Source organism: Neobacillus sp. 204, assembly GCF_046562815.1.
Lineage (GTDB): Bacteria > Bacillota > Bacilli > Bacillales > Cytobacillaceae > Neobacillus.
In genome coordinates, this window is sequence record NZ_JBJORY010000008.1 from 260,328 (window position 1) to 285,063 (window position 24,736).

Annotated in this window: 24 protein-coding genes and 1 pseudogene; 8 read left to right on the forward strand and 17 right to left on the reverse strand. The window is 44.1% G+C overall.

Annotated features, from left to right (window positions below; translation table 11 throughout):
• The first annotated feature begins 25 nt into the window (after positions 1–25).
• Positions 26–832 (forward strand): RsfA family transcriptional regulator, encoded by an 807-nt coding sequence (locus ACJ004_RS18220; protein WP_410894546.1) that lies wholly within the window; start codon positions 26–28, stop codon positions 830–832.
• Positions 833–977: 145 nt separating this feature from the next.
• On the opposite strand, the gene lipL is transcribed toward ACJ004_RS18220, so the two are convergent.
• Both lipL and pta read right to left on the reverse strand, forming a co-directional pair.
• Positions 978–1,808, reverse strand: coding sequence for an octanoyl-[GcvH]:protein N-octanoyltransferase (lipL, locus tag ACJ004_RS18225; protein WP_410894547.1), 831 nt, complete (start codon positions 1,806–1,808; stop codon positions 978–980).
• A 392-nt stretch (positions 1,809–2,200) separates the two neighbouring features.
• Positions 2,201–3,172, reverse strand: coding sequence for a phosphate acetyltransferase (pta, locus tag ACJ004_RS18230; protein WP_410894548.1), 972 nt, complete (start codon positions 3,170–3,172; stop codon positions 2,201–2,203).
• A 258-nt stretch (positions 3,173–3,430) separates the two neighbouring features.
• Here pta and hemQ point away from each other — a divergent pair, with 258 nt between their 5' ends.
• Together hemQ and gerQ are read left to right on the forward strand one after the other, a co-directional pair.
• Positions 3,431–4,174 (forward strand): hydrogen peroxide-dependent heme synthase, encoded by a 744-nt coding sequence (hemQ, locus tag ACJ004_RS18235; RefSeq protein WP_410894549.1) that lies wholly within the window; start codon positions 3,431–3,433, stop codon positions 4,172–4,174.
• Positions 4,175–4,412: 238 nt separating this feature from the next.
• The gene (gene gerQ, locus ACJ004_RS18240) at positions 4,413–4,889 is read left to right on the forward strand and encodes a spore coat protein GerQ (protein WP_410894550.1); all 477 of its coding nucleotides are present in this window, start codon (positions 4,413–4,415) and stop codon (positions 4,887–4,889) included.
• 291 nt (positions 4,890–5,180) lie between these two features.
• Here gerQ and ACJ004_RS18245 read toward each other — a convergent pair whose 3' ends face one another.
• The 14 genes and pseudogenes from ACJ004_RS18245 to fdhD form a co-directional block, all read right to left on the reverse strand.
• Positions 5,181–5,555, reverse strand: coding sequence for a DUF423 domain-containing protein (locus ACJ004_RS18245; protein WP_410894551.1), 375 nt, complete (start codon positions 5,553–5,555; stop codon positions 5,181–5,183).
• Positions 5,556–5,584: 29 nt separating this feature from the next.
• Positions 5,585–5,905 (reverse strand): YwdI family protein, encoded by a 321-nt coding sequence (locus tag ACJ004_RS18250; protein ID WP_410894552.1) that lies wholly within the window; start codon positions 5,903–5,905, stop codon positions 5,585–5,587.
• A gap of 172 nt (positions 5,906–6,077) precedes the next feature.
• The gene (locus ACJ004_RS18255) at positions 6,078–7,097 is read right to left on the reverse strand and encodes a thiazole biosynthesis adenylyltransferase ThiF (RefSeq protein WP_410894553.1); all 1,020 of its coding nucleotides are present in this window, start codon (positions 7,095–7,097) and stop codon (positions 6,078–6,080) included.
• 5 nt (positions 7,098–7,102) lie between these two features.
• Entirely contained in the window at positions 7,103–7,336 is a 234-nt protein-coding gene (gene moaD, locus ACJ004_RS18260; RefSeq protein WP_410894554.1) for a molybdopterin converting factor subunit 1, read from the reverse strand.
• Positions 7,329–7,793 carry a molybdenum cofactor biosynthesis protein MoaE gene (locus tag ACJ004_RS18265; protein WP_410894645.1) on the reverse strand — a complete coding sequence of 155 codons (465 nt, stop codon included), beginning with the start codon at positions 7,791–7,793 and terminating at the stop codon, positions 7,329–7,331. The genes moaD and ACJ004_RS18265 overlap by 8 nt, the downstream gene beginning before the upstream one ends.
• 5 nt (positions 7,794–7,798) lie before the next feature.
• Positions 7,799–9,730, reverse strand: coding sequence for a molybdopterin biosynthesis protein (locus ACJ004_RS18270; RefSeq protein ID WP_410894555.1), 1,932 nt, complete (start codon positions 9,728–9,730; stop codon positions 7,799–7,801).
• Positions 9,731–9,744: 14 nt separating this feature from the next.
• Positions 9,745–10,977 (reverse strand): molybdopterin molybdotransferase MoeA, encoded by a 1,233-nt coding sequence (locus ACJ004_RS18275; protein ID WP_410894556.1) that lies wholly within the window; start codon positions 10,975–10,977, stop codon positions 9,745–9,747.
• Positions 10,978–11,002: 25 nt separating this feature from the next.
• A complete protein-coding gene (gene mobA, locus ACJ004_RS18280; protein ID WP_410894557.1) occupies positions 11,003–11,602 on the reverse strand; it encodes a molybdenum cofactor guanylyltransferase in 600 nt (199 codons plus the stop codon).
• Between the two features lie 16 nt (positions 11,603–11,618).
• The gene (locus tag ACJ004_RS18285) at positions 11,619–12,428 is read right to left on the reverse strand and encodes a formate dehydrogenase accessory protein FdhE (protein WP_410894558.1); all 810 of its coding nucleotides are present in this window, start codon (positions 12,426–12,428) and stop codon (positions 11,619–11,621) included.
• 477 nt (positions 12,429–12,905) lie between these two features.
• Positions 12,906–13,616, reverse strand: a complete 711-nt coding sequence (locus ACJ004_RS18290; RefSeq protein WP_410894559.1) for a formate dehydrogenase subunit gamma — start codon at positions 13,614–13,616, stop codon at positions 12,906–12,908.
• Positions 13,609–14,436 carry a 4Fe-4S dicluster domain-containing protein gene (locus ACJ004_RS18295; protein WP_410894560.1) on the reverse strand — a complete coding sequence of 276 codons (828 nt, stop codon included), beginning with the start codon at positions 14,434–14,436 and terminating at the stop codon, positions 13,609–13,611. The genes ACJ004_RS18290 and ACJ004_RS18295 overlap by 8 nt, the downstream gene beginning before the upstream one ends.
• Positions 14,436–16,838: pseudogene (gene fdnG, locus ACJ004_RS18300) on the reverse strand (formate dehydrogenase-N subunit alpha); the annotation flags it as partial. The gene ACJ004_RS18295 and the pseudogene fdnG, both read right to left, overlap by 1 nt.
• 12 nt (positions 16,839–16,850) lie before the next feature.
• Positions 16,851–17,423, reverse strand: coding sequence for a twin-arginine translocation signal domain-containing protein (locus ACJ004_RS30225; protein ID WP_486348392.1), 573 nt, complete (start codon positions 17,421–17,423; stop codon positions 16,851–16,853).
• Between the two features lie 76 nt (positions 17,424–17,499).
• Positions 17,500–18,276, reverse strand: a complete 777-nt coding sequence (gene fdhD / locus ACJ004_RS18305) for a formate dehydrogenase accessory sulfurtransferase FdhD (RefSeq protein WP_410894561.1) — start codon at positions 18,274–18,276, stop codon at positions 17,500–17,502.
• 514 nt (positions 18,277–18,790) lie between these two features.
• Here fdhD and pdxK point away from each other — a divergent pair.
• From pdxK to bshB2, 3 genes are all read left to right on the forward strand, one after another.
• Complete coding sequence (gene pdxK, locus ACJ004_RS18310; protein WP_410894562.1) at positions 18,791–19,636, forward strand: pyridoxine/pyridoxal/pyridoxamine kinase; 846 nt, start codon at positions 18,791–18,793, stop codon at positions 19,634–19,636.
• 187 nt (positions 19,637–19,823) lie between these two features.
• Positions 19,824–20,171 carry a YojF family protein gene (locus ACJ004_RS18315; RefSeq protein WP_410894563.1) on the forward strand — a complete coding sequence of 116 codons (348 nt, stop codon included), beginning with the start codon at positions 19,824–19,826 and terminating at the stop codon, positions 20,169–20,171.
• Between the two features lie 29 nt (positions 20,172–20,200).
• Positions 20,201–20,866, forward strand: a complete 666-nt coding sequence (gene bshB2, locus ACJ004_RS18320; protein ID WP_410894564.1) for a bacillithiol biosynthesis deacetylase BshB2 — start codon at positions 20,201–20,203, stop codon at positions 20,864–20,866.
• Between the two features lie 457 nt (positions 20,867–21,323).
• On the opposite strand, the gene ACJ004_RS18325 is transcribed toward bshB2, so the two are convergent.
• Positions 21,324–22,067: a Crp/Fnr family transcriptional regulator gene (locus ACJ004_RS18325; protein ID WP_410894565.1), complete on the reverse strand. Its 744-nt coding sequence runs from the start codon at positions 22,065–22,067 to the stop codon at positions 21,324–21,326.
• A 234-nt stretch (positions 22,068–22,301) separates the two neighbouring features.
• On the opposite strand from ACJ004_RS18325, the gene ACJ004_RS18330 reads away from it, so the two are divergent.
• Together ACJ004_RS18330 and nosZ are read left to right on the forward strand one after the other, a co-directional pair.
• The gene (locus ACJ004_RS18330; protein ID WP_410894566.1) at positions 22,302–22,736 is read left to right on the forward strand and encodes a c-type cytochrome; all 435 of its coding nucleotides are present in this window, start codon (positions 22,302–22,304) and stop codon (positions 22,734–22,736) included.
• Between the two features lie 15 nt (positions 22,737–22,751).
• Positions 22,752–24,617 carry a Sec-dependent nitrous-oxide reductase gene (nosZ, locus tag ACJ004_RS18335; RefSeq protein ID WP_410894567.1) on the forward strand — a complete coding sequence of 622 codons (1,866 nt, stop codon included), beginning with the start codon at positions 22,752–22,754 and terminating at the stop codon, positions 24,615–24,617.
• Positions 24,618–24,736: the final 119 nt, after the last annotated feature.

Sequence of the window (24,736 nt, forward strand, 5' to 3'; positions counted from 1 at the left end):
AAAACTATAAAAGGGAGTTGAACATATGAAAGTTCGTCAAGATGCATGGACAGATGAGAATGATTTGCTTTTAGCCGAAACTGTCCTAAGGCATGTAAGAGAAGGAAGTACACAGCTAAACGCTTTTGAAGAGGTGGGCGATAAACTAAATCGTACGTCTGCCGCGTGTGGGTTCAGATGGAATGCCGTCGTTCGTCACCGCTATGAAAAAGCATTGCAATTAGCTAAAAAGCAACGAAAACAAAGACAAAGAGTATTAGGAAAAGATCAAGGCGGTAAGAAAAAGCTGCTATATAGTCCACCGCTTACTGCTACACCGGAGTTTGACGCATTACCCGTTCACGTTGACATGCCGCTGGAAACTAGCTTTGAGATGGCGGATATGACGGCAGAGATGGCAGAGGAAACCTATGTAAACCCTGTTGCGAGTCAACCACAAGCGCCGGTTCAAACACAGGCACAGGCACAGGCACAGGTACAGGTTCAAAGACCAGTCCAAACGTACCGCCCGGCTAATACGGCAGGACTTTCGCTTGATTCCGTCATTACTTACTTGCAAAACTTTCATCATTCCAATCTGCAAAATGAAGCATTAAAAAGTGAGAATGAAAGATTAAAAAGAGAGCTGTCCGAATTAAGACGCCAAAATGAGGAAATGGCTGCTAAAATCGAAGGTCTTGAGCAAAATACGGAGACCATTCAAGAAGATTACGAGACCCTAATGAAGATCATGAACCGCGCTCGGAAGCTTGTGCTATTTGAAGAAGAAGAAAGACCTGCTACTAAATTCAAAATGGACCGTAATGGGAATTTAGAGAAAGTAGCGGAGTAATAAGAAAAGCAGAAGAGCCCGTTTAGCGGCGAAGTACACTAGCCGCTGGACTTGGCGCTAGACATAAAGAATTGGGAGAAGAGATAAAGCGCAACATCTCTTTGAAAAAAAGCCGGAAATCCACTTAATTGGGATTTGCGGCTTTTTACATGGCAGCGATTTTTTCATTACGGTCGATGACCCGTTGATAATAACTCGGAAATAACTCCAGTTCATACTCGTTCAATGGGCCAGCATATAGGAGCTCACTATTATCCTTTAACTGGTTTAATAGACGAAGCATCACATCGGCAATGGTGAAATCAGTCTCGAGCAATTCCGCGAGCGAGGCCATGACTTCAGGGACAATTTCTGGATAAGCAAATTTGGTTTCTTCCCCTTGTTTTGCTAGTTTGTAAAATTCCCTTACCAGCTCGGCTCGCTGCCCGCCGCTGCCATTCACACAAAGATAAATCTGGACAGCGACCCCTTTTTTAAGGCGGCGCTGAGAGATACCAGCGAACTTTTTCCCCGCAATACTTAGGTCATAACTTCCCGGGCAATAAGAACCGACAATTTCCCGCGCCTCAATCTGGTGAGGAAAATCAGCAAACATATTCTGAATAAGCTGCCACATCGTGTCATAGCCACGATTAATATCGATCCCTTTTTCCGCTTCTGGAAAAATTAATGAAATATTGAGGACACCTTCATCCAGGACGACAGCGAGGCCGCCGGAGTTTCTGACAATTGCCTGATATCCTTGCTCCTGTAAAAATTCAATCCCTGCTTGTAAAAATGGCAATCTTGTATCCTGGATGCCGAGGACGATGGTTTTGTGATGGACCCATGTTCTAGCTGTGGCCGGTGCCTGACCCGATCCGACTGAAGCACAAAGGGTATCATCGGTTCCAAACGATTGTAATGCCTGAAAATGAATACCCACGGCTGATTGATCGATGATTCGCCATTGCGGCTGACGCAGTAATCCTTGCATTTGGGTTGGCTCCTTGATTTGAATTGATAGGTTTTTTTACTAGGATTTATACAGATTTCAATAGTTATTATACAAAGTATTATACTTTATTTACAAAAATCAGGATAATTTTACGAAAGTCAGGATAATTTCACAAAGGCTCTTTTCGTAAACTTTGTTGCTTTTGAAGCTTAATATGGGTCATTTACTAAGTTTCAAGGCAATTTTCGCAAGAGTTATTACGAAAAGATGCCACGAAGCATATAGTTATACGGGTTGATGAACTTATACGAAAAACAACAATCTATGCGAAAATAGCCTTTACAAAATACCAGAATATTAATACAAAGTTTGGGAGAATAACTCAAAAAGGAGCCGATCCACCCAATGGACCGGCCCCTCCTAAAACTCTCTTATAACCCTTGCGCTGCCGTAATGATCGCTAGCTTGTAGACATCTTCTTCATTACAACCGCGTGATAAATCATTTACCGGTGCATTTAAGCCCTGCAGGATTGGTCCCACCGCTTCAAAGCCGCCTAAGCGCTGCGCAATTTTGTAGCCGATGTTGCCTGCTTCAAGGCTTGGGAAAATAAATACGTTGGCATCCCCTTGGAGCAGTGAATCGGGCGCCTTACTTTTTGCCACAGATGGAACAAAGGCCGCATCAAACTGGAACTCTCCGTCTATGATAAGGGATGGGTCACGACGCTTCGCTTCTGCCACAGCTCCAGCCACTCGTTCCGTTTCACTCGATTTTGCTGAACCCTTTGTTGAAAAGCTAAGCATCGCAATACGCGGTTCCATATCAAACATATGAGCTGTCTTTCCACTTTCAATCGCAATTTCTGCTAAATCATTGCTATCTGGTGCAATATTAATCGCACAATCGGCGAATACATACTTTTCATCCTCACGAACCATAATGAACACACCGGACGTTTTCTTCACGCCTTCTTTTGTTTTGATGATCTGCAAGGCAGGGCGTACCGTATCCGCAGTGGAGTGAGTTGCACCGCTGACAAGACCGTGTGCTTTATTTAAATAAACAAGCATCGTGCCAAAGTAGTTTTCATCAAGCAAAATTTTGCGTGCATCCTCTTCCGTTACTTTCCCCTTGCGGCGGTCAACAAAAGCAGACACAAGTTCGTCCATGCCCGCATAGCTTGCAGGGTCATAAATTTCTGCCTCATCTAAGGAAACGCCAAGTTCTGCTGCCTTAGCCTGAACCTGTTCGATGTTACCAATCAAAATCGGTGTGATTAATTTTTCCGCTGCCAAACGACCGACAGCTCGAACAATCCGCTCGTCTAATCCTTCTGGAAAAACAATTTTCAAATCACGACCTGAAATTTTCTGCTTTAATCCTTCGAATAAATCACTCACAACTAAATCCTCCCTTAATAAACCTACTTAATTAGCATACTTTACCTTTTCTAAATTTCAATGATAAGACTCACAGATAAACGTTTTCATAAAAAAGTTTATGTTTTCAAAAAATTACACTCTAGTTTTTATGATTTACTTTTTCCATGAAAAATATCCATTGACCTGTTTCAATAGGTTTATTCGCGCGCCACTGGGTCAAACTATGTTATAGTATAGATTGTAAATAAGAAGAATGATTATTTAGGAGTGATTATAATGAGTGAAGCAGCAGTAACACTTGATGGCTGGTATTGCCTCCATGATTTTCGAACAGTTGATTGGACAACTTGGAAAATGCTCCCTAGTGATGAGCGCCAAGCCGCCATCCACGAGTTTTTAAGTCTAGTTGAGAAATGGAATGCCACACAGGAACGTAAAGAAGGCAGCCATGCTTTATATACAATTGTTGGTCAAAAAGCTGATTTTATGATGATGATTCTTCGTCCAACTATGGAAGAACTAAACCAAATTGAAACCGAATTCAATAAAACAAGATTGGCTGAATTTACGGTTCCGGCCCATTCTTATGTGTCGGTTGTCGAGCTAAGTAACTATTTGCCTGCAGGTGAGGATCCATACCAAAATCCGCAAATATTAGCTCGTTTGTACCCAACGCTGCCTAAAACAAATCATGTTTGCTTCTATCCAATGGACAAGCGCCGCCAGGGCAATGACAACTGGTATATGCTGCCGATGGAAGAGCGCCGAAACCTGATGCGCAGCCATGGAATGATTGGTCGTACATACGCTGGAAAGGTCAAGCAAATCATCACCGGTTCTGTTGGTTTTGACGATTACGAATGGGGTGTAACCCTGTTTGCCGACGAAGTCCTTCAGTTTAAAAAGCTTGTCTATGAAATGCGTTTTGATGAAGTAAGTGCTAGATACGGAGAATTCGGCTCATTCTTTGTCGGTAACATCTTAGAGGAAGAACGTGTGGCAAGTTTTCTACATGTTTAAGGTTTAATTTTTAAAGTTCTCAGCTGCGGCTGGGAACTTTTTTACTGTTTCTCCGTTATTAGCTAGTCATATTCCGTCCCTTGTGCTCATAGTATTTAAACAGCGAGTCTTAGAAAAAACTCCACTACTCTCAAATGCAAAAAAGTTTATTTTCCCCCGTTGGAACATATTTGGGAGGAAGGGAGTATGAATAGGATGTTGGGCTACTCGTTTTATTCACTTTTTAGGAGGGAAAAAGATGAATCAATTCTACAATCCACAGGGATTTCAGCCTTATACGGGAGACGGAGGGCAACAGCAGCGAGTTCAAGGGATGCCTGGGGCCGGGCAAAGCTTTTATCCAGCACCTGGGGCACAAGGATTTCCACAATTTCCACCAGCCGGAGCGGGGCAAGTAGCGGGTGCGCAAGCCACGCCGCCACCCCAAGGCATGCTGCCAATTGAGCAGTCATACATCGAAAATATTTTACGCTTAAATAAAGGAAAATTGTGCACTGTGTTTGCCACCTTTGAGGGCAATAATAAATGGAATGCGAAAGAATTTACAGGGATTATTGAAGCGGCAGGAAGAGACCATGTGATCTTAAGCGACCCACAAGTCGGGACCCGTTGGCTTATCCCAATGGTTGCTGTCGATTATATTCAATTTCCAGAAGAAATAGAGTATGAATATCCATACGGCAGTTCCCCGCCAGCTACTTACCCGCCAAGATAAATGATTTCAACGCCAACACCAATTGACCATCAATTGGTGTTTATTTTTTAGAGATGCAAAAAAGGCATTGGGAGCGCGCCCAATGCCTTCTTTTCAATTGGCTGTATTAAACACGTCTGTTGATTTCCGCTCCAGGCGCTTTGCTTTCCGCGGGCGTTGCGGGGAGCCTCCTCGGCGCTTTTAGCGCCTGCGGGGTCTCCCCTGCCCCGTATTCCCGCAGGAGTCTTCGCGCCTTCCGCTCCAATCAACAGAGTGGCAAAATCAATAATACCCTTTAACACAGTCTCTCAATTACAGATGTTTAACCGCTCCAACTACCATTAGGACCCATGCGGCTAGGAAACATACCCCGCCAATTGGTGTGATTGCCCCTAGGATGCCTATCTTCGTTAAGCTCAACACATACAAACTTCCACTGAAGAAAATAATACCTGCTAGCATGAGCCATCCCGACCAAGTGAATTGCGGGCTGGCAGCTGCTACTTTACCGATTAAGAGACCAATAATCAATATCCCGATTGCGTGGAACATTTGATAGGTGACACCCGTCTTCCAAATATCCAAATAATGTGCATCTAGTTTATCCTTTAATCCATGGGCCCCAAAGGCACCAAGCGCCACTGCGATAAAGGCATTGATGGCACCAACAATGATAAAAGCTTTCATTTAAAAAATCTCCCCTTTTTACTTTTCTTTTAAAAATCAAACAAAGAATCCCCGTTTGCTTCGTTTTCCATGTCGAGTTTTTTTGGTTGTTGTATGGTTGGTGCTTGTTGAATTATAGCTGGGTTCGTCACTGGCTGCTGGAATGCCTGGTACGAGATGGCCGGCTGAACCGCTGGCATAGGAGTGACTGGAACCTCGCTTTTCCGTGCTGGCTTTTCGTCTAGCAGCAGCTCGCACAATATTTTAATAGAGTATACCTTTTCCCGCAAGCTTTCTTCCTTTGTGCTGCTTTTCGCCAACCTCAATTCCTCTTCTATTTTCGCTAATAGTTTTTGGACGGATATATTCACTTCTCAAGCACCTCTAATTTCAGTCTCGTTTCTATTCTACATGAGTATGACCTTTTTTTCGAAAAATTAGCCCGCAAGATTGGCAGACCCTTCGACATGAACTTCAATGTTTCACGTGAAACACGTCGAATGCTGACAAAAATAACCCGCACCACTTTAGTACGGGTTCAAACTATCCTAATATCCGCTGATAAACCGCCTTTGCATGGGTCAAATCCTTAGTGCCGTGAATAAGGGCGCGTCCATCTTGAAAGATAACCATCCGCTCTTCACCCATTTCAACTGAAACCAAATAAGGGTTGCCCTTCACCACATATCCGAGCGCACTAAGCTGGCCCGCGAGGCGTTCCAATGAAATCTCACCAGAAGACGACGGGCGGATTTGCACCGTATCACGGCCGCACAGCACTGTCGTCTTCGTCATATTTTCAAGATCGAGATAGGGATAGGTCCGCTCCTCGCCGCACGACAAGCAACCGGCAAACTTCGCTTTCGACATCTTTAAGCTAGAGTACTGGTTTCTCCATAGATCGAAGCTGACAAACGAAGTCCGTACCGCGTCCCAATCCTCGACCAACATCTTCAGCGCCTCCGCCGTTTGATGAGCAATGACCATTTGGACGGCAGGTGAAATAATCCCGCCTGTATCACAGGTCATCCCCTGAAGCGGAATAGAGCGCAGCAGACAATTTAAACAAGGGGTTTTCCCAGGAATCATCGAAAAAGTCATCCCAAAGCTGCCAACACAGGCCCCATAAATCCAGGGAACATTGTATTTTTGCGAGACATCGTTCATCGCCATCCGGGTTTCAAAATTATCAGTCGCATCCATCATTACATCCACGCCGGCAATCAATTCCTCCATCAATTTAGGAGTGGCATCACCAATAATCGCGATTACTTCTACATCTGAATTAATCGAACGCAAGCGCTTTTCGGCCGCCGCTGCCTTTGGAAGTTTCTCAGTGACATCTGCTTCGGTATAGAGCTGCTGGCGCTGCAGATTGCTGGCCTCCACATAATCTCGATCAATAATTGTGATCTTGCCGACACCGGCTCGAGTCAGCATCTCTGCACTTCCTGATCCTAAGGCCCCCGCACCAATAATCAGCACATGCTTGCTGCGAATCTTTGCTTGTCCGTCTTTGCCGATCCCTGAAAAGAGGACCTGCCGGGAATACCGTTCATTCATGATGATCAGCCCCCGCTTACTGGCGGAATAAAGGCGATTTCATCCCCATCTTGAATTACTTCATCGTTCGAGGCAAACTCTTCATTGACAGCCGTCATCACCGTGTCCATCTTAGGCAGGTTATACTTGGCTGCTAACTCCGTTTTTAACTCTGCCACTGTTTTTCCGCTGGCATCGACAGAAAGAAACTCCTCGCCGACTGCGTCACGTAAATGAGCAAAAAACAACACTTTATTCATTTAAGTCACTCTCCTCCGGCTTTCCGCTCGGATAGGCGACCGTTTCGAGCTGATTGCCCATCCACGCTTCGCCTTCCTCCCAGTGCTCTTTTTTCCAGATTGGGACAATTTCTTTAATCCGTTCAATCGCATAACGGTTGGCATCATAGGCATCCGCTCGGTGCGGTGTCGAGACCGCAATGACCACTGCCACATCGGTGATGTCTAATCGGCCGACTCGGTGGGTAATCGCCACGCACGAGCCCTCCCAGCGCTGTTCTATTTCCTGACCAATTTGCGCCAGCTTTTTGACCGCCATCGCTTCATACGCTTCATAGATTAAAAACAAGGTTTTTTTACCCTTTGTTAATTCGCGAACCGTGCCGATAAACGTGGTAATCGCGCCGGCATTACGTTGGACAACCTTATCAATTACGGCTTGAATATCGATTGGTTCTTTTGAAATTTCGTACATCATCCTGATTACACCTCTAACCTTAAGCACTTTGGCTCTGCATTTTCGACCACTTGGTAACCGCCAATTTTTTCAACCTGCGCTTTAAATTCCGATGATTGAATCATCGCAACTAACAGCTGGCCACTTTCACTTTCATAAAAGCTTCTTGTCATCAGCAAATCATATTCCTCATCAGCGACTGAAACAAAGTCGAGGTCCATCGCTTTTGCGGCTGGATAAATCCCAAGACCTGCTCCGTGATTATCCCCGTTCACTTCCGCCGCCACCGCTAAATGCGAAAACATTTCCCGGTCATATCCAGTAATATCGTCTGGTGTCAGGCACCCTTCTTCCAATAATAAATCAAAAAGAATCCGGGTTCCTGCTCCTTTTTGACGGTTGACAAAATTGGCATTGGCACGAGCTAGGTCTGCCGCTGACTCAATTCCTAGTGGATTGCCTTTTGGCACGATCCAGCCTTGCTTTCTTTTTAAAAATGGATAGAGAACCACGTCTTGACCTGCTATTAATTTGTTTACATAGGAGATATTGTATTCCTTTGTACTTGGCTCCAGCAAATGAATACCTGCTACATGGGCCTCTCCTTTTCGAATTGCCATGATGCCAGCTATACTGCCGACATGGGAAGAGACAATTTTCCTCTCTGTTTGTGCCCGTTTTAACTGCGACGATAATAGGTCAATCGTTAAATCGTGGCTGCCGCTAAACACAATCGCCTGTTTAATTTCCTCCAGCGGCCGCAGTAATTCAACTTCTGCAAGGTCGCCTTGCTCATAGCCAATAATGTTGGGCGGAACGATTAACAGGCCGTCTGCCCTGACATAGGACATCGTAACGCCAGCCGCACGTGTGAGCGGATTCGCGACAAATTGTCCATTCACATAGCCAATATTCATGCGCACGAAGTCCTCCGCGCCCATGGATGAAACAATGCGGCGCCCTAACTTGACGGTCACGGTCTGTCTTTTTGGCTCAGGAATCTGCAGGTACTTGCAGATAAGTGGTCTGACAAACCACTCAAATGCCAAATAAGCCGAGACCGGATAGCCCGGTACTCCGACAACGATTTTCCCATTGATTTTCCCTAAAATCACAGGTTTCCCTGGCCGCGCGGCGACCCCATGGGTAAAGACCTCGCCGATTTCACCAATAATGTGGACCGTATAGTCCTTGGAGCCCGCTGATGAGCCAGCATTAATGACAATGATATCAGACGTTTCGGCTGCTTCTAAAAGCACTGCCTTGATGGTTTCCGGGTCATCCTTCACAATCGGGTGAAGGTTCGGTTCACCCCCCCAATCTTTAATGAAGCCTGCAAACACGGTGCCATTGAATTCAATGATTTTCCCCGGGGCTAACTCTGCATTAGCTTCAACAAGTTCATTTCCGGTTGGAATGATCGTCACGACAGGTTTTTTGGCGACAGGAATGATCGTTTGCTGCCCAGCTAATAGGACACCTAAATCGGCTGGCCGTAAGATATGCCCTTGTGGAAAAAGCATTTCCTCTTGGACCACGTCTTCGCCAATGGGACGGATATGCTGCCAAGGGGTGGCTGGTTCAATGATTTCAATCGTTTCCTCGTCGATCACATCAACATGCTCAATCATGATAACGGCGTTAAACGGTGCGGGGATCGCGTTTCCTGTATCAACATAAACAAATTGTTCGCCGATTGTTAAACGAAGTGGATTTTGCTCATGGGCTTGATAGGTGCTTTCAGCGACGACGGCAATTCCATCCATGGCACTAGCATGGTAATGCGGCATCGAAACCCGTGCAAAAATGGGTTCGGCTGTGACACGGCCCAAGGCGTTCATCGTTGAGATTTCTTCCTTTTCTGGGGTCAGTCTAAAAGCATCCAGAATTTCTTCTTTAGCTTGCGCTCGGGGTTTATCTTCTAAATAAATTTTTCTCTTAAAGTGTTTATAATCCATTCCTAGGCCCCCCCTTATCGAGATGCAATCACAGGTACGAAGTCCCCCTGTGAAATTCCCTCTTTTTCTGAACTAATCTCTACAATTCCATCGCTTTTGACCAAGGTTGTGATTAAACCGGACTTGCCGATAATCGGCTCAGCCCACCATTCTCCTTCTTTTTCAAACAAGCGGACGCGAATATAATCAGACCGTCCCATAGAGGAGGGGATATTTTTGGTAATTTTAGCAAAAATGCGCTCCGGTTTCCGTTCGAGCACCTCGCCTTTTAGCTTACGTAAAATACGTTCACCAAACAGCTTAAAGATAATCATCGCGGAGGCGGGATGACCTGGTAATCCAATGACTGGTTTCCTATTTGCCATTGCTAGAATCGTAGGTTTGCCTGGCTTAATCGAGATTCCATGAACAAACACACCAGGGTCTCCTAAGGACTGGATAACTTCCGTTGTATAATCCTTTGCGCCGACCGAGCTTCCGCCGGAAAGGATTAAACAGTCTACTTGTTCATAAAGTTCGCGCGCCTGTTGCTGAAATTCCTGATAATCATCGCGGACAATGCCGCCGTAGATCACGTCCACATTCCATTCGTTCGCTAAACCCGCAATCGTCAAGTAGTTAATGTCGCGAATTTGTCCTTCTAAAAGGGCTTGCGTTTGGTAAGGGACAATTTCATCCCCCGATGAAAGGTAACCGACCTTTAATTTTCGATAAACGGTGACTGCAGATACACCTAAAGAGGCAAGTGCCCCTAACTCTTGCGGACGGAGTTTCACGCCTGGCGTTAGAATGGTTTCGCCTTTTTTAATATCTTCCCCAGCACGAATCACGTTTTCTCCTGGTGCCACTTGCTTGTACGTATTTAAAAGTTGATCGACATCTTCACAATGTTCAATCATGATAACGCTGTCACTTCCAACCGGGAGCATCCCGCCCGTTGGCACATAGACCGCGTCACCTGGGCCCACTTTTGCAGTAGGAACCTCGCCCATTTTCACTTCCCCCGCAATCGTAAGGAAGCCTGGCATAGATTCGGAAGAACCATACGTATCCCTGGCACGAACGGCATATCCATCCACAGTTGAACGATCAAAGCTTGGCACATTTTCCTTCGCGATGACTGGCTCAGCTAGGATATAGTGGAGCGCCTCTTCAAGCCCACGCACTTCTGTTTGTCGGATTGCCGGTATCTTTTCTTCGATTAAGGCAAATGTCTCTTCAACTGTTTTCACTTTGAAAAATTGCATGGTTCCCTATTTCCCCCTTATAACCTTAAAAATCCGCTTCAGCCCACTTTTTGGCGTCTTCATATTCATTTGGGTGATTCATATTAAAAAAGACTCGTTCTAAATCGATGTTGCTGTATGCCTGAAGGTCCTTTTCTGTTACATACAGAACATTTAAGCGATCAAGCAGGTGTTTCATCCGAAGTCGTCCCGCTTCAATACTTTGTGCGACCACATCAGTCACCCTCTTTTGGAAGACTGCAAATAATGGGTGCTGGACTCCATTGATGACTGGGATAACGGCATCGTAATTGCCGCATTTTTTTACAAGTATTTCAGCAAGGTCGACTGAAACGAATGGCATATCGCAGGCTGCAACAAAGTTCATCTCGTATGGAGAAAACAGCAAGCCGGCATGAACCCCTGCAAGTGGTCCCTGACCAGGATACTGATCCGAGACCATCTTTACTTCTAGAAATTGATAGTCTTCGGGATGATTAGTTACAAGAATTATATCATTAAACGATACGTTTAGCGTGTCTGTGATTCTCTCGATAGTGGTTTTCTCGTTTATTTTTAGCAGGGCTTTATTGATGCCCATCCTGCTTGATTTTCCACCGGATAAAATAATAGCCGCAGCCTTCATGAGCCCTCACACCTTCTTAATTTATATCTTCAATCTCGCCAACCGCGTGATAGCCATTGTCCTGTGCAATATAATCCAAGTGGATTGAGTTTAAATCTAGTAAGGCCGGTGATGGTTTTTCAATATATTGGCGTGTATCAATAATTTTAATATAGCCATTACACTCTTCGCAAACCTGAATTTGTGAGACCGCATCGCCTTCAATGGATAGGAACTTAATTGTTTTGTGATCTTCATTGCCGCAGTGCGCGCATTCTAGGCGTTTGGCGTGCCAGTGGGCAAGACAGCGTGTGCATTGGATGGCCTTTTTACCATCCTCTTCAATTGTCGCTAAACGGACCGGTTCACCACAAACAGGGCAGCCTGCACCTGGGATGGCATGGGTAATTTCTGGCTGGATCATTTCGGCGGCCTTCTGTAAATAAGGACGGAGCGCCGTTTCAGCTAGAAAGTACGGAATCCATTCTTCCAGTCCGTTTTCGTCTGCGAAATCAAGAAAATAGAGAGCGTTTAATGAAAACGCCTCTTCCACCCACCGGATGACTGTTTCGTCTGTTAGCAGACGGATGATCCCCTCAAGTTTAGGCTCTAGATCAGGGATATCGTTGATTAACATGTCATTTAGTTCCTCTATCCACTGTACGAATAGGGAAGTTTCAAAATCAATAGCCGCGGATGCCGCAGCAGGCATTCCCGCTGCCAGTGCAGCATTGTCAAAGTTCGGTTGAATCGATTCTGGGTTAATCTGTTGCTTCCATTTATCTTGAAGTAAAACTATTTCCTTTTGAAGATCCTGATAATCATTTGAAACAACGGACTTTATCATAGGATGATGCACCTCTTTCATTTAGTAGGGCTGTTTTCGTAAAGATCGTTTCTATTTAACCCGCAGCCTGAATACACTTCGCTTTCCGCGGGTGAGCAGTGAGCCTCCTCGCTCGTACCTCGCTGTGGGGTCTCACACTGCTCACTTCTCCCGCAGGAGTCTACGTGTATTCAGGCTGCTCAGTACTTTTATAATGTATTTCCTCTTATTCCAAGAACAACAATCTTTTAGTGAAGAAATGGCTGCCTTTAACGTGCAGCCATTCCTTTTTTTATCAAAACTCTATTAGACTGGGCTGTTGATTTCCGCTCCAGGCGCTTCGCTTTCCGCGGGCGGTCCGGGGAGCCTCCTCATCGCTGCGCTCCTGCGGGGTCTCCCCTGCCCCGTCCTCCCGCAGGAGTCTTCGCGCCTTCCGCTCCAATCAACAGAGTTCAAAAATCAGTGAGCTTTTTCACTGCTATATCAAAATCGAGCAGTTTACGCTCCTTTGTTCTTCTTATGTTTTGGATCGTCGAGGTTAGGGAAGTTGCCTTTTTTGACTTCTTCATCATACCAGTCTGGATAGTGTTCTTTTGCCCACCAAGCTGGAACTTCGCCTGTGACCACGCCAGAATAGCCAGGACGTGAGCTTTTGTGAACAACACTTAAGTAAATGTGTCCAACAATAACAGCAATTGCTAGTCCAAAGCCGACATTATGGAAAAAGTATCCCCATTGGACGACAGCACGTGGGAAGAATTGCGGGAACCACATTGGGAAACCTGAACCGATAATCATGATTGCTGTAAAAATTTGAATAAGCGAATTGATTTTTTCACCAGCGTTAAAGAATGATTGTCTGATATGTTTAAAATTAAAGCCGAATAGTTCTTTCACAAATTCTGTGAAGAATTGAAGATCGCGCTTTTTCCAAGTGACAAGCTCTTTCAGCCAAACTTTAAAGCCTTTATAGTCAAAGATAATCCAAATAAAGGTTGGCGACACGAATGCAACGGCAAAGATCCGGTGAAGCAAACGGGCGCCCTCTGGACCGCCAAGAATTGGATAGAGCCAGTCAAAGAACTCCGTATACATTGGCAGTGCGGTAATATACAGAGCGAAGAAGGAAATTGCGTTGACCGCATGTGCCAAAACAAACCCTTTCGAAAAACGTCTTACTTTCGCAGTGGATTTTGGCTGTTTACTCATGGCTGCCACCTCCATCTTCGTCGTGATTATTTTTCCGTTTACTCATAATACTGTTGGTGATAAAGGCACCTACAACTGCCATCGTTGTGACACCAATCATCGCTTTCCCAATTGGCTGTGCATAGTCTTTCCAAAGGACAGCAGAGGTTGGTACCTTCGGCGATTCTGGAAGTCCGTAAACGCTAGGTTTTTCAGCTAACACATAAATCGTATGCGTACCGCCAACCCCTTGCGGATTATAGATATTAGCATTAGGGAAACGGCTTTTTATTTCACTTAAGCGGTTTTCTGCCTTTTCCAGCATTGCTTCTTTTTTGCCAAATTGCATCGCATCAGTGTGACAGGTCGTTACGCATGCAGGCTGTAATCCTTCTTCTAGTCGATCTGTACACATCGTGCATTTTTGTGACTTTCTGTATTCTTTGCCATTTTTATCTTTGTACGTCTTTAAGGAAATCACTTCAAACGGGCAGTTTTCCACGCAATAGCCGCAGCCTACACATTTATCCTGATCAATGACAACGGAGCCAAATTTAGAATAACTGATCGCATTTTCCGGGCAGACCTTTTCACACGCCGCTTCTTTACAATGCATACATGAATAATGGCGAAAAAGGTACTCTAAATCCCCTTTGCCATTTTCGTGCTCAATATACTGAAGCACATTCCATGTATCAGCGCTTGTTTTCGGATGGGATTGAACACTTCCTTGGAATTCCGTTACTTCAGCAGGGAGATCATTCCAGTTTTTACAAGCAACCATACACGCCTTACAGCCGTCACATTTGGTAACGTCAACATATTTTACATATTCAGCCATTAGTCAGCCCTCCTTATGTCGCAGAGGAATGCTTTATATTCCGGAATCATTGTGTTGGCATCCCCAATATGTGGAGTCAGGCGGTTTGCAATATCTCCTTTTGCATATCCTTTAAATCCAAAATTCCAAGGCATCCCTAGTTGATGCACTTTTTTGCCTCTAACGGTAAATGGTTTATATCGCTTCGTTACCATTGCATAGGCTTTGATTTCGCCGCGTGCTGAAGTAACTATGACCTTATCTTTATTTTTAATGCCTTTTTCTTTGGCCAGCTCTTCGCTTATTTCAACAAACATATATCTAGCAATTTCAGAAAGCCACTCCTGGTTACGAGTCATCGAACCTGATTGCCAGTGTGCTTCTACACGGTAGGTGGTGGCGACAATTGGAAAGTCAACCTTGTAGCCCTTTTTGTTAAAGTCGCCATCATTAATAACAACAGCTGGGTTCAACTCTACCGATGAGAACGCATTTGGGACAGGACTTTCAAATGGTTCGTAGTGTTCAGGGAATGGACCATCATTCATCGTTGGGGCAAACAATAATCCTACGCCGTCTTTATTCATCATAAATGCACCCGTTCCACCTGGTTCAGTTGGTGAAAGAATCGCTTTAAAGTCTGGAACATCATTACCAACCCAAGATTTGGCCGCAGCATCCCACCAAATAACAGCCTTTTCCTGGCTCCATGGCTTACCACTTGGATCAGCAGAGGCGCGGTTGTAAAGAATACGACGGTTCATTGGCCAAGCAAAAGACCAGTTAAGGAAATTGGCATTACCTGTATCTTTATTATCACGGCGCTTGGATAGATTTTTCCCTTCCTCAGGATAGAAGCCGGAATAAATCCAGTTTCCGCTGGAAGTGGTTCCGTCATCTAACAAGGCACCAAAGCCCGGAAGCAGTTTTCCAGTTTTCAGGTCAAATCCATTGATTTCTTTGGCTATTAAATCAAGATCTGGTGCTTCGCCGGTGCCATAATTCCACTCAAGCGATAAGAATGGCTGATCGGCAGGTTTTGGACTGTTCGCATATAGCTTTTTAAGTTTGAGGGCCAATTCATGGATAATATCAAGGTCTGGTCTTGCTTCTCCCCTTGAATCAATCGCTTTCCAGCGATATTGCATCCAGCGGGAGCTGTTGGAAATACTGCCTTCTTTTTCAAAAGAAGCAGATGCCGGAAGAAGGAATACCTCTGTGTTAATCTTGGATGGGTCACTGCCAGCTTCTTGTTTCCAGAATGCGGCTGTTTCAGTTTCCCAAAGGTCAACAGCCACCAGCCATTTCAGGTTGCCAAGCGCCTCTTTTTCCTTACCGGCATTTGGTCCCCCGACAACTGGGTTTGTTCCCCAGAGGAAAGCACCCTCTAGTTCATTGTTATACATCGCTTTAAATAAGTTAATGTGCGAGTAGTTTTTGTTGCCTTTTGGTAAGAAGTGATAACCAAACTCGTTTTTATTTGTTGCATGATCGCCATACCAAGCTTTCAATAAGCTGACAACAAATTTAGGTTTGTTGCTCCAAAAACCTGTTGGCGGTGTTTCTTTTGCTAAATAGCCTGCCAGAGTCGCATGCTCCGGTACAGTTGCTTTTGGAACCCCGAGGTATCCGGTAAGGTTATCCCATAGTAAACCAAAGTCCGTGGAGCCTTGAACGTTGGATTCACCGCGCATGGCATTGATTCCCCCGCCTGGTAGACCAATATTACCTAAAAGCATCTGAATAATCGCGAAAGCACGAACATTTTGCGACCCAACTGTATGCTGAGTGGTACCCATTGCATAAAGAATCGTACCTGCTTTGCCAACTTTACCTGTTTCACAGAAGGCCTTATAGACGTTTAATAAATCTTTTTTAGGTGTACCTGTAACTCCAGATACTGTGTCTACATCATAACGAGAATAGTTATTCTTCATTAATTGGAAGACCGTACGTGGATTCTGTAAGGATGGATCTTTTTTCGGAGTTCCATCTTCATTGGTTGCAATGGCCCATTTTGTTTTATCATACGTACGTGTAACTTCGTCATATCCTGAGAACAGACCGTCTTTAAAATCAAATCCGTCTGCCACGATAAAGGAAGCATTTGTATAGTTAACAACATAATCTTTGTGGAAAAGATTGTTGTCGATTGCATATTTAATCATACCGCCCATGAAGGCAATATCTGTACCAGAACGCAACGCGGCATAAATATTAGATACCGCAGAGGTCCGAGTGTAACGCGGATCCACACTGACAATTTTCCCGCCATTTTCTTTCGCCTTTGTCAGCCATCTAAAGCTGATTGGATGGTTTTCTGCAGGATTTGCGCCCATGATAAGCGCACAATCCGTATGTTGTAAGTCGTTCCAATGGTTTGTCATTGCGCCACGACCAAATGAAGGTGCCAGACCGGCAACCGTAGAACTATGTCATATTCGTGCCTGGTGCTCTAAGTAAGTGACACCAAGTCCTCTCATTAATTTTGACACTAAATAGGTTTCTTCGTTATCGAGTGCCGCGCCGCCAAGGCTGGCAATTTTTTCGGTTTTATTGACAATCAATCCATCTTCTTCGACAACAAATGAACGATCACGGGTATCTTTTGCACGCTTGGCAATGGTGTCAAGCATCCATTCCCACTCTTTTTCCTCCCACTTATTGCTGCCAGGGGCACGATAAAGCGGCTTTGTGATCCGTTTTTCAGAGGTGTAAAGCTGTCTTAATGTTGTTCCTTTACTGCAAAGTTTCCCTTCGTTTATCGGGTTATCCGGATCCCCCTCCGTATAAACCACTGTGTTGTTCTTGGTGTGAACGAGGATCCCGCATCCTACACCGCAAAAGCAGCAAATGGTTGGTGTTACAGTAGCTTTGGCAATTTTAAAATCCTTTGATTTCGCATAGGCTTTTTTCTCATTAAAGCCCAGCTCAACAACTGCTAATGTGGCAGCTGTCGCGCCCGATAGCTTTAAAAATTGCCGACGATTCAGGTTCAATTCAACCATCATCATTCTCCTTCCCAAAATTTGTTTAGAACATCCCTTTTTCTCTCTAAGGCATACCTTTCATTGATTGGTGTTGTTAATTCCCCCCTTCAATGTTTATTACTAACTCGAACTCGCCAGTGACATCGTTTTCGACTCTGCCTGCTGAGGTATAAATTGTCGCCATCTTCCCCCGTAGATAGCCAACAACTTCAATATTTAAGTATTTTGCCAGCTGCACAGCCTGCTTGGTCGCCGCCGTGCGCGAACCAATCACAGGAAATCCAAACTTCGCTGCTTTTGAGAGCATTTCATATGAAACCCTGCCGGTTGTGAGTAAAATTAACCGCTCGGGCAGCAGGTGATTTTTGATAGCGTAACCAATAATTTTATCAACGGCATTGTGTCTGCCAATATCCTCGCGAATGGTCATACGGCCAGTTTGATCGATAATACAAGCACCATGCATGCCGCCGGTTTCAAGATATAGCTCCGAATTCTGGGCAAATTCACTTCGCTTTTTTAATAGATAACTTAATTGATAGCTAACATTCGATGTTACTTTTTCGAAATTCTTAACATCTGTCATCGAAAAAAAAGTGACGCCACGGCCACAGCCGGCTGTATAATGCTTCTTCTTCGAAAAAAATTGCTCATCGTCAAAATTTGTCCGAAGCGATACATTGATTGTGCTTTGTTCCTCATTGATAACAATCGTCTCAATCTCATTTGCATCCTGAATGAATCCTTCAGAAAACAAATATCCATATGTCCAATCGTCTAGGTTGTATTTGGTTAGTTGAAAAACAGCAATCTCATAACCGTTAATCAGCAAGGAAATAGGATATTCATCGGGACAACCTTTTCGGTTCATTGTTTTCCCTCCTCCTCAGGAAATACTTCATCAATTAATCATTGTAAGAATTGTATTTATTGTGCTCAGCGACCTTTATCACTTTGCCGGAGAGTCTGCTTCTAAATAGGAATAGATTCGTCGTTCTTTAAAAATCTATGACAAAGTTCTACACATTCGTGGCGGGACTTTGGTAATGCTTTTTCATATTTGTGACAGACTTTCTACAATTTTATGAACTGGCTAGTTACCGCGGTCGATAAAGGATTTACTCGTAAATTAAAAACGATTACACAAATAAAATCCCTTACATGCACTTCCTTTTGTCAATATCTTACTGCCGCGTCTGGTATTAGAAAGTAACATTTATCACAATAAATGCGTGTAAATAGTACAAAGGGTGCATTTGTCATGTTATTGTCAACTATTGAGATCAAACCGAACTCCCATGTCTTGTTCTAAGGTGATTTCTGTTAAATTTATAAAATTGTTCTATAATAAGGATGAGGTTTTTAGATACCAAGGAGGCGTACATATGACGATCAAAAAGGTAATGACGATTGCGGGATCTGATACAAGTGGCGGGGCGGGCCTGCAAGCAGACTTAAAGACATTTCAGGAGCTTGGCGTCTATGGAATGACGGCCGTGACATCCATTGTCACAATGGATCCTAAGAACCATTGGCACCATAATGTTTTCCCAATTGCAGTTGATACGCTTGAGACCCAGCTCGAAACAATTCTTTCGGTTGGAATCGATGCGATGAAAACAGGTATGCTTGGTACCGTAGAAATTATCGAATTAGCCGCTCGTAAAATCGATGAAAACAAACTGGAGCGAGTAGTTATTGACCCTGTTATGGTTTGTAAAGGGGAAGATGAGGTGTTAAATCCGGAAACTACCGATGCGATGCGTGAGTTTCTGCTGCCACGTGCTTTAGTCGTTACTCCAAATCTATTTGAAGCAGGACAACTGGCAGGCATGAAGACTCCGCGTACCGTTGTCGAAATGAAAGAAGCGGCCGAAAAAATCCACGAACAAGGAGCAAAATTCGTGTTGATTAAAGGCGGCAGCAAGCTCGAATCAGAAGATAAAGCTGTTGACCTGCTCTATGATGGCAAGGAATTTATGCTGTATGAATCTGAAAAATTTGAAACCACCTTCACGCATGGGGCTGGCTGTACCTACTCATCAGCCATTACCGCAGAACTAGCAAAAGGAAAATCGGTATACGATGCGGTCGATGTGGCAAAAGAATTTATCACGGCGGCCATCCAGCAAGGCTTCCGCCTAAACGAATATGTCGGTCCAACCTGGCATGGTGCCTATCGCAGTGCAGAAGAAGCTATCACTGAGTACTGTGAGGATTGTGTGGAATAAAAAATGATGGAAGCGCCCATAGATGGCGTACCAGGGTATCCAGTTGATGGGTACCCTTTTTCTGTTGTTCAAGCATGGATTTCGCATTTTTTTCCTAATTTTAGTATGATAGTTACATTATTAATTAAAATAGACTCTAGACAATAGACAAAATCATTCTATGAATGAAAGGAAGGGAGGTTGCACAATGGAACCTATTGATGTAAAAGGTGCACAGGCTGCCATCAACAGCTTTGCCAATAAAGATGTTTACATTCACCTGGAAACGACAAATGGTGCTTATGCATCACATAACGATCAATCATTCTTCTCGGCTGGAGCATTTATCCGCAATGCACTTGTCCGTTATGAATTAGGAAAAATAACAGGAAATGGCCCGTTTCGGGTCGGTTTAAAAATCACCCTTGGCTGGATTTATGCAGAAGGTATCACCCATTACGAAATAGATGAAGACAATCACCTATTATTAGCTGGTCATGATCATGATGGAAAACTAGCGGTTGCCTTGGAGATTTCTGGCACCCCTTTTGAATGATGAGGCAATGCCCGAAAGGAGAATGATTTATGGAAAAAGAACGCCAAGTTTTGGTTGTTTTCCCTCACCCTGATGATGAGGCATTTGGTGTGTCCGGGACCATTGCGAGCCATGTGCAGAACGGCACCCCTGTCACCTATGCTTGTTTAACCTTAGGTGAAATGGGACGTAACATGGGGAATCCCCCGTTTACCAATCGCGAAAACCTGCCGAAAATACGAAAAGAAGAATTAAAGGAAGCTGCCTCTGTGTTGGGCATTCAAGATCTGCGTATGCTCGGATTCCGCGATAAAACGATCGAATTCGAGGATGAAGAGAAACTTGCCAATCGGATGTTAGCCTTGATTGAGGAAGTCAATCCTTCCCTGATTATTACGTTTTATCCAGGCTATTCCGTTCATCCTGACCATGATGCCACTGGTGCAGCGGTCGTTCGTGCCGTGGAAAAAATGCCGGCAGCCGCACGGCCAACCTTACACTGTGTTGCTTTCTCGAAAAATTGTGTAGATGAACTTGGGGAGCCAGATATCCTCAATAATATTAGCCCCGTTGCCAAAACAAAACTAGCCGCTATCCAAGCCCACCGTTCGCAAACCGAGCAAATGTTTATTGGGATGGAAGAGAAGTTAAAAAATCAAGACCCGCAAGTCATGATGTGGATCAATAATGAGCGGTTTTGGACGTATAAGTTTTAGCTTGGAAAATAAAGTACGCTCTTCGCTTCTGCTTTTAAAAACCTTCTCAAGGTGTAAAGGAAGCAGATTGTTGTGCTACAATAAACTGACGAAAAAATGACGTGTGAATCACACGTCATTTTTTCATCGTCAATTATCCCTATTGGCTACCGTTCACTCATTTTTTTCACAGTTTCGGTCGTCAATAACCTCGATTGGCTACCGTCCCCTCATTTTTTTCACAGTTTCGGTCGTCAATAACCCCTATTGGCTACCGTTCACTCATTTTTTTCACAGTTTCGGTCGTCAATAACCCCTATTGGCTACCGTTCACTCATTTTTTTCACAGTTTCGGTCGTCAATAACCTCGATTAATTGCATCTCAAAACTGAACTATCTGTTAGTAAGGGCTATTTTAAAGAAAGTATAAGTCGTCTTATGCCTGTCGCCCCTAAGCAAGGCGCTTCCGCTTTTCTAATTAGTATTCCCGGTGGAGGAGTGTGCAAAGTGTGCACCAATCTCGAATAATGATCTTCCGCGACTTCATATCAATGATTCCATCTTTTTTCAACTTAGAAAACACTCGGCTCACACTTTCCCTTGTTGTGCCGACTACGGTTGCAAATTCTTGAATGGTCAAGGGGATCTCTATATCCCATCTGTTTAAGCCATTATTAAATTTATTTCCTAGGCGCTCTAAGGTCTTTACAGTCTTGGCATAGACATCGAGGAGGGCAACGTCCCTTAATTGGGAGGTCATTTCCCGGAGCGCATCACTCATATAGCTGATCATTTGCATCGATAGTTCCGGATAGTTGTATAAATCCCGCTCAATTTCCAACTTATCTAAAAATAAAATCTTTCCATCCTGAAGCATCGTGGCGGCTGCCGGATAGTATTCTTTCCTTCGGGTAAACAAACAGGCCTCTGCAAACACATCCCCTTGCTGCCGTACACAGACAATGATTTCATTGCCATCTCCATCCTGCTTTGTTAACTTCACCGCACCTGAATGAACAAAATACACTCCCTTGGCTACCTCCGCCTCAGAAATGATCTGGTCCCCTTTTTTCAACTCCAGCGTTTGAATCCTTTTTTCAATAATCGATAGCGATTTCTGTGATAAATCCTTAAAGATGACAATTTTTCGAAGTAGATCCGTTTGGACGACTTCATGATGGACTGCTAATTGGGGATCTTTTAAACAATCGACTGGCTTCATCCTTCTCACCACCTATTTCTCCGATCTCCGTATTGATTACTTTTATTGTAAAGTACTCCGTCTGCTAATGTAGTGACGAAATTCACAAAACGTTCATTTTTTCAAATCGCTTGATACAACGTGGTTTCACAAAACGTTCAAAAACATCTAAAAAGGTGTGCGGTAGGTCACATTTTCTCGGGTTGTAAGCATTTAGGATGAAGGTGTTCATTTTATAAAAAAGGAGGGAAATAAATGAATAAAGCCATTATTAGTTTTGTTATCTGTGCATTACTAGGCTTTGGACTAGGCTACTTAGTGTTTGGCGTGATCATGGGGGATTCCGAAAAACAGCCACAAGTGGCACAAACAGAAACAGCTACTGCCAAGGAAGAAGCTACTACTGATTCAAATGAAGCAACGGTTTCTGCAAATGAGGATAACATCCTTAACAAGAAAGGATGCCTTGGCTGCCACAGTGTTGAAGCTCTGAACATTAAAGGCGGTGCCGTAGGACCAGATCTATCCCAAGCGTTTAAAAACGTTGAAGGCAAACATGGCAAGCCAATTGAAGAATTCTTAAAAGCGCCTACTTCAGCTGTTATGTCAGGCGTGATTGGCAAAAGTCCATTATCAGATGAAGAACGTAAGCAGGTATTAGAACTACTTAAACAAGCTTCTGAAAAATAAAGGTGGTGTACTGAAATGAAAAAATGGATTCCGATTGCATCAGGTCTCTTAGCCGGGTTTGTGGCAGCAACCATCTCGTTTGCTGACTTCTCCGCAAAGACAAATACTGAAGCAGCCTCAACCACAAAGAGCGATGCAGAAAAGGTGTATGTACCATTCGGTCAAAAAGATGAATATTACCTCTTTGCTTCCGGCGGCCACTCAGGTCAAATGTTTATTTATGGGGTTCCTTCGATGCGTCAAATTCGAACGATTCCAGTCTTCTCGCAGGATTCGGCAACAGGTTATGGCTTTGATGAACACTCGAAGAAATTAATGGGCGGTTACACATGGGGAGACCTTCATCATCCCGCTTTCTCTGAAACAAAAGGTGATTATGACGGTAAATACATGTTTGCGACAGATGTTGGTAACAGCCGTGCCGCAGCTATGGACCTAAAAACGTTTACCGTGAAAGACATTATTAAAGTTCCAAATACAAGCGGACCGCACTGTGCGGCTTTCGTTACCGAAAATACGGAGTACATGTTCCTGCCGACTCGTTTCGCCGTACCGCTTGAACATAAATACGAATCGCTTGATGATTACAGTACAAAATACCGCGGCGTGATGTCTGCTGTCACGTTTGACCAAAACAAAGAAAAGCTAAATATTGGTTACCAAGTCGCACTTCCACCATGGTCCTATGACCTTTCGGATGCGGGCAAAAAGGAATCAGCCGATTGGGCGGTTATGACCACCTATAATACCGAAGAAGCGACCACGAACCTTGAAATAAATGCTTCACAGGCTGACCGTGACTATATTGTTCTTTTTAACTGGAAAGAGCTTGAGAAAATGGTCAAGGAAGGCAAGTACGAAACTGTGGGCGGTCAGAAAATGATTTTCCCTGAAAAACAAAAAGGCGGCATTTATTTAATTCCAGTTGCTAAATCACCACACGGTGTCGATGTTACACCAGATGGCAAGCACTTTATAGCTTCCGGAAAATTAGCGCCAACCATGACTGTCTTCTCGTTTGAAAAAGCGTTTAAGGCTGTCGCAAACAAAGACTTTGCTGGGGAGCGGAATGGAATACCAGTTCTAAACTACAAGTCAGTAATGGAAAGAGAAGTTAACCCTGAAAATGCTTTAGGACCACTACACACTCAATTTGATGACAAAGGCATGGCCTATACAACGATGTTCATTTCTTCTGAGATTGTGAAATGGGATCCAAAAACGGGTGAAACGTTAGATCGTGTGCCTGTTCAATATTCTCCTGGACACTCTGTTGCTGCAGAAGGTGACACGGTGGCACCAGACGGAAAATATATCATTGCTTTAAATAAGATTGCCAAAGACAGCTACCTGTCTGTTGGACCTTCCCATCCTGAATCGATGCAGTTAATTGATATCAGTGGAAAAATGAAGGTCATTCAATCGGCACCAGTAAACCCAGAACCGCACTATGCGCAAATTATTAAGGCCGATAAAATCAAAACAATCAATGTGTATCCGAAGGATGAAAAGAACAAAGAAGCTGTTTACAAGCAGAGCGATACGAAGATCGTCCGTAATGGCAACAAGGTCGACGTTTACGGAATTGCGATGCGTTCGAAATTCATCTTTGATGCCAAAGCAAAACGTCCAGATGTGATTGAAGTAAATGAAGGGGATCACGTCTCGATTCATCTGACAAATATTGATTTTGATGAAGATATTACCCACGGATTTGCCATCAACAGCTATAACTTAAATATGGAAGTTCAGCCTGGACAAACAAACACCATGGAATTTGTCGCCAATAAAGCGGGAACCTATCCACTTTATTGTACAAACTTCTGTTCTGCGCTTCACCAAGAAATGACCGGCTACTTCCTTGTAAAACCGAAGCAGTAAAATGTTGATGGGTATCAATTCTTACAATTGATACCCGTCTCCGTTTATAACTTTTTAGTATCAATAAAATCTAGTTGCAGCGCCTAGCTACTCTTTGGTCTAAGTCAATCCCTTAAGAA

Bases quoted from the DNA above. Each gene is read 5' to 3' on its own strand.
- ACJ004_RS18275 (WP_410894556.1), bottom strand. From the start codon at position 10,977: ATGCAATTTTTCAAAGTGAAAACAGTTGAAGAGACATTTGCCTTAATC.
- nosZ (WP_410894567.1), top strand. From the start codon at position 22,752: ATGAAAAAATGGATTCCGATTGCATCAGGTCTCTTAGCCGGGTTTGTG.
- ACJ004_RS18290 (WP_410894559.1), bottom strand. From the start codon at position 13,616: ATGAGTAAACAGCCAAAATCCACTGCGAAAGTAAGACGTTTTTCGAAA.
- ACJ004_RS18265 (WP_410894645.1), bottom strand. From the start codon at position 7,793: ATGATGTACGAAATTTCAAAAGAACCAATCGATATTCAAGCCGTAATT.
- pdxK (WP_410894562.1), top strand. From the start codon at position 18,791: ATGACGATCAAAAAGGTAATGACGATTGCGGGATCTGATACAAGTGGC.
- mobA (WP_410894557.1), bottom strand. From the start codon at position 11,602: ATGAAGGCTGCGGCTATTATTTTATCCGGTGGAAAATCAAGCAGGATG.
- ACJ004_RS18220 (WP_410894546.1), top strand. From the start codon at position 26: ATGAAAGTTCGTCAAGATGCATGGACAGATGAGAATGATTTGCTTTTA.
- hemQ (WP_410894549.1), top strand. From the start codon at position 3,431: ATGAGTGAAGCAGCAGTAACACTTGATGGCTGGTATTGCCTCCATGAT.
- ACJ004_RS18315 (WP_410894563.1), top strand. From the start codon at position 19,824: ATGGAACCTATTGATGTAAAAGGTGCACAGGCTGCCATCAACAGCTTT.
- bshB2 (WP_410894564.1), top strand. From the start codon at position 20,201: ATGGAAAAAGAACGCCAAGTTTTGGTTGTTTTCCCTCACCCTGATGAT.
- gerQ (WP_410894550.1), top strand. From the start codon at position 4,413: ATGAATCAATTCTACAATCCACAGGGATTTCAGCCTTATACGGGAGAC.
- ACJ004_RS18270 (WP_410894555.1), bottom strand. From the start codon at position 9,730: ATGGATTATAAACACTTTAAGAGAAAAATTTATTTAGAAGATAAACCC.
- ACJ004_RS30225 (WP_486348392.1), bottom strand. From the start codon at position 17,423: ATGGTTGAATTGAACCTGAATCGTCGGCAATTTTTAAAGCTATCGGGC.
- ACJ004_RS18325 (WP_410894565.1), bottom strand. From the start codon at position 22,067: ATGAAGCCAGTCGATTGTTTAAAAGATCCCCAATTAGCAGTCCATCAT.
- moaD (WP_410894554.1), bottom strand. From the start codon at position 7,336: ATGAATAAAGTGTTGTTTTTTGCTCATTTACGTGACGCAGTCGGCGAG.
- ACJ004_RS18330 (WP_410894566.1), top strand. From the start codon at position 22,302: ATGAATAAAGCCATTATTAGTTTTGTTATCTGTGCATTACTAGGCTTT.
- ACJ004_RS18295 (WP_410894560.1), bottom strand. From the start codon at position 14,436: ATGGCTGAATATGTAAAATATGTTGACGTTACCAAATGTGACGGCTGT.
- ACJ004_RS18245 (WP_410894551.1), bottom strand. From the start codon at position 5,555: ATGAAAGCTTTTATCATTGTTGGTGCCATCAATGCCTTTATCGCAGTG.
- lipL (WP_410894547.1), bottom strand. From the start codon at position 1,808: ATGCAAGGATTACTGCGTCAGCCGCAATGGCGAATCATCGATCAATCA.
- ACJ004_RS18255 (WP_410894553.1), bottom strand. From the start codon at position 7,097: ATGAATGAACGGTATTCCCGGCAGGTCCTCTTTTCAGGGATCGGCAAA.
- ACJ004_RS18285 (WP_410894558.1), bottom strand. From the start codon at position 12,428: ATGATAAAGTCCGTTGTTTCAAATGATTATCAGGATCTTCAAAAGGAA.
- fdhD (WP_410894561.1), bottom strand. From the start codon at position 18,276: ATGAACCGAAAAGGTTGTCCCGATGAATATCCTATTTCCTTGCTGATT.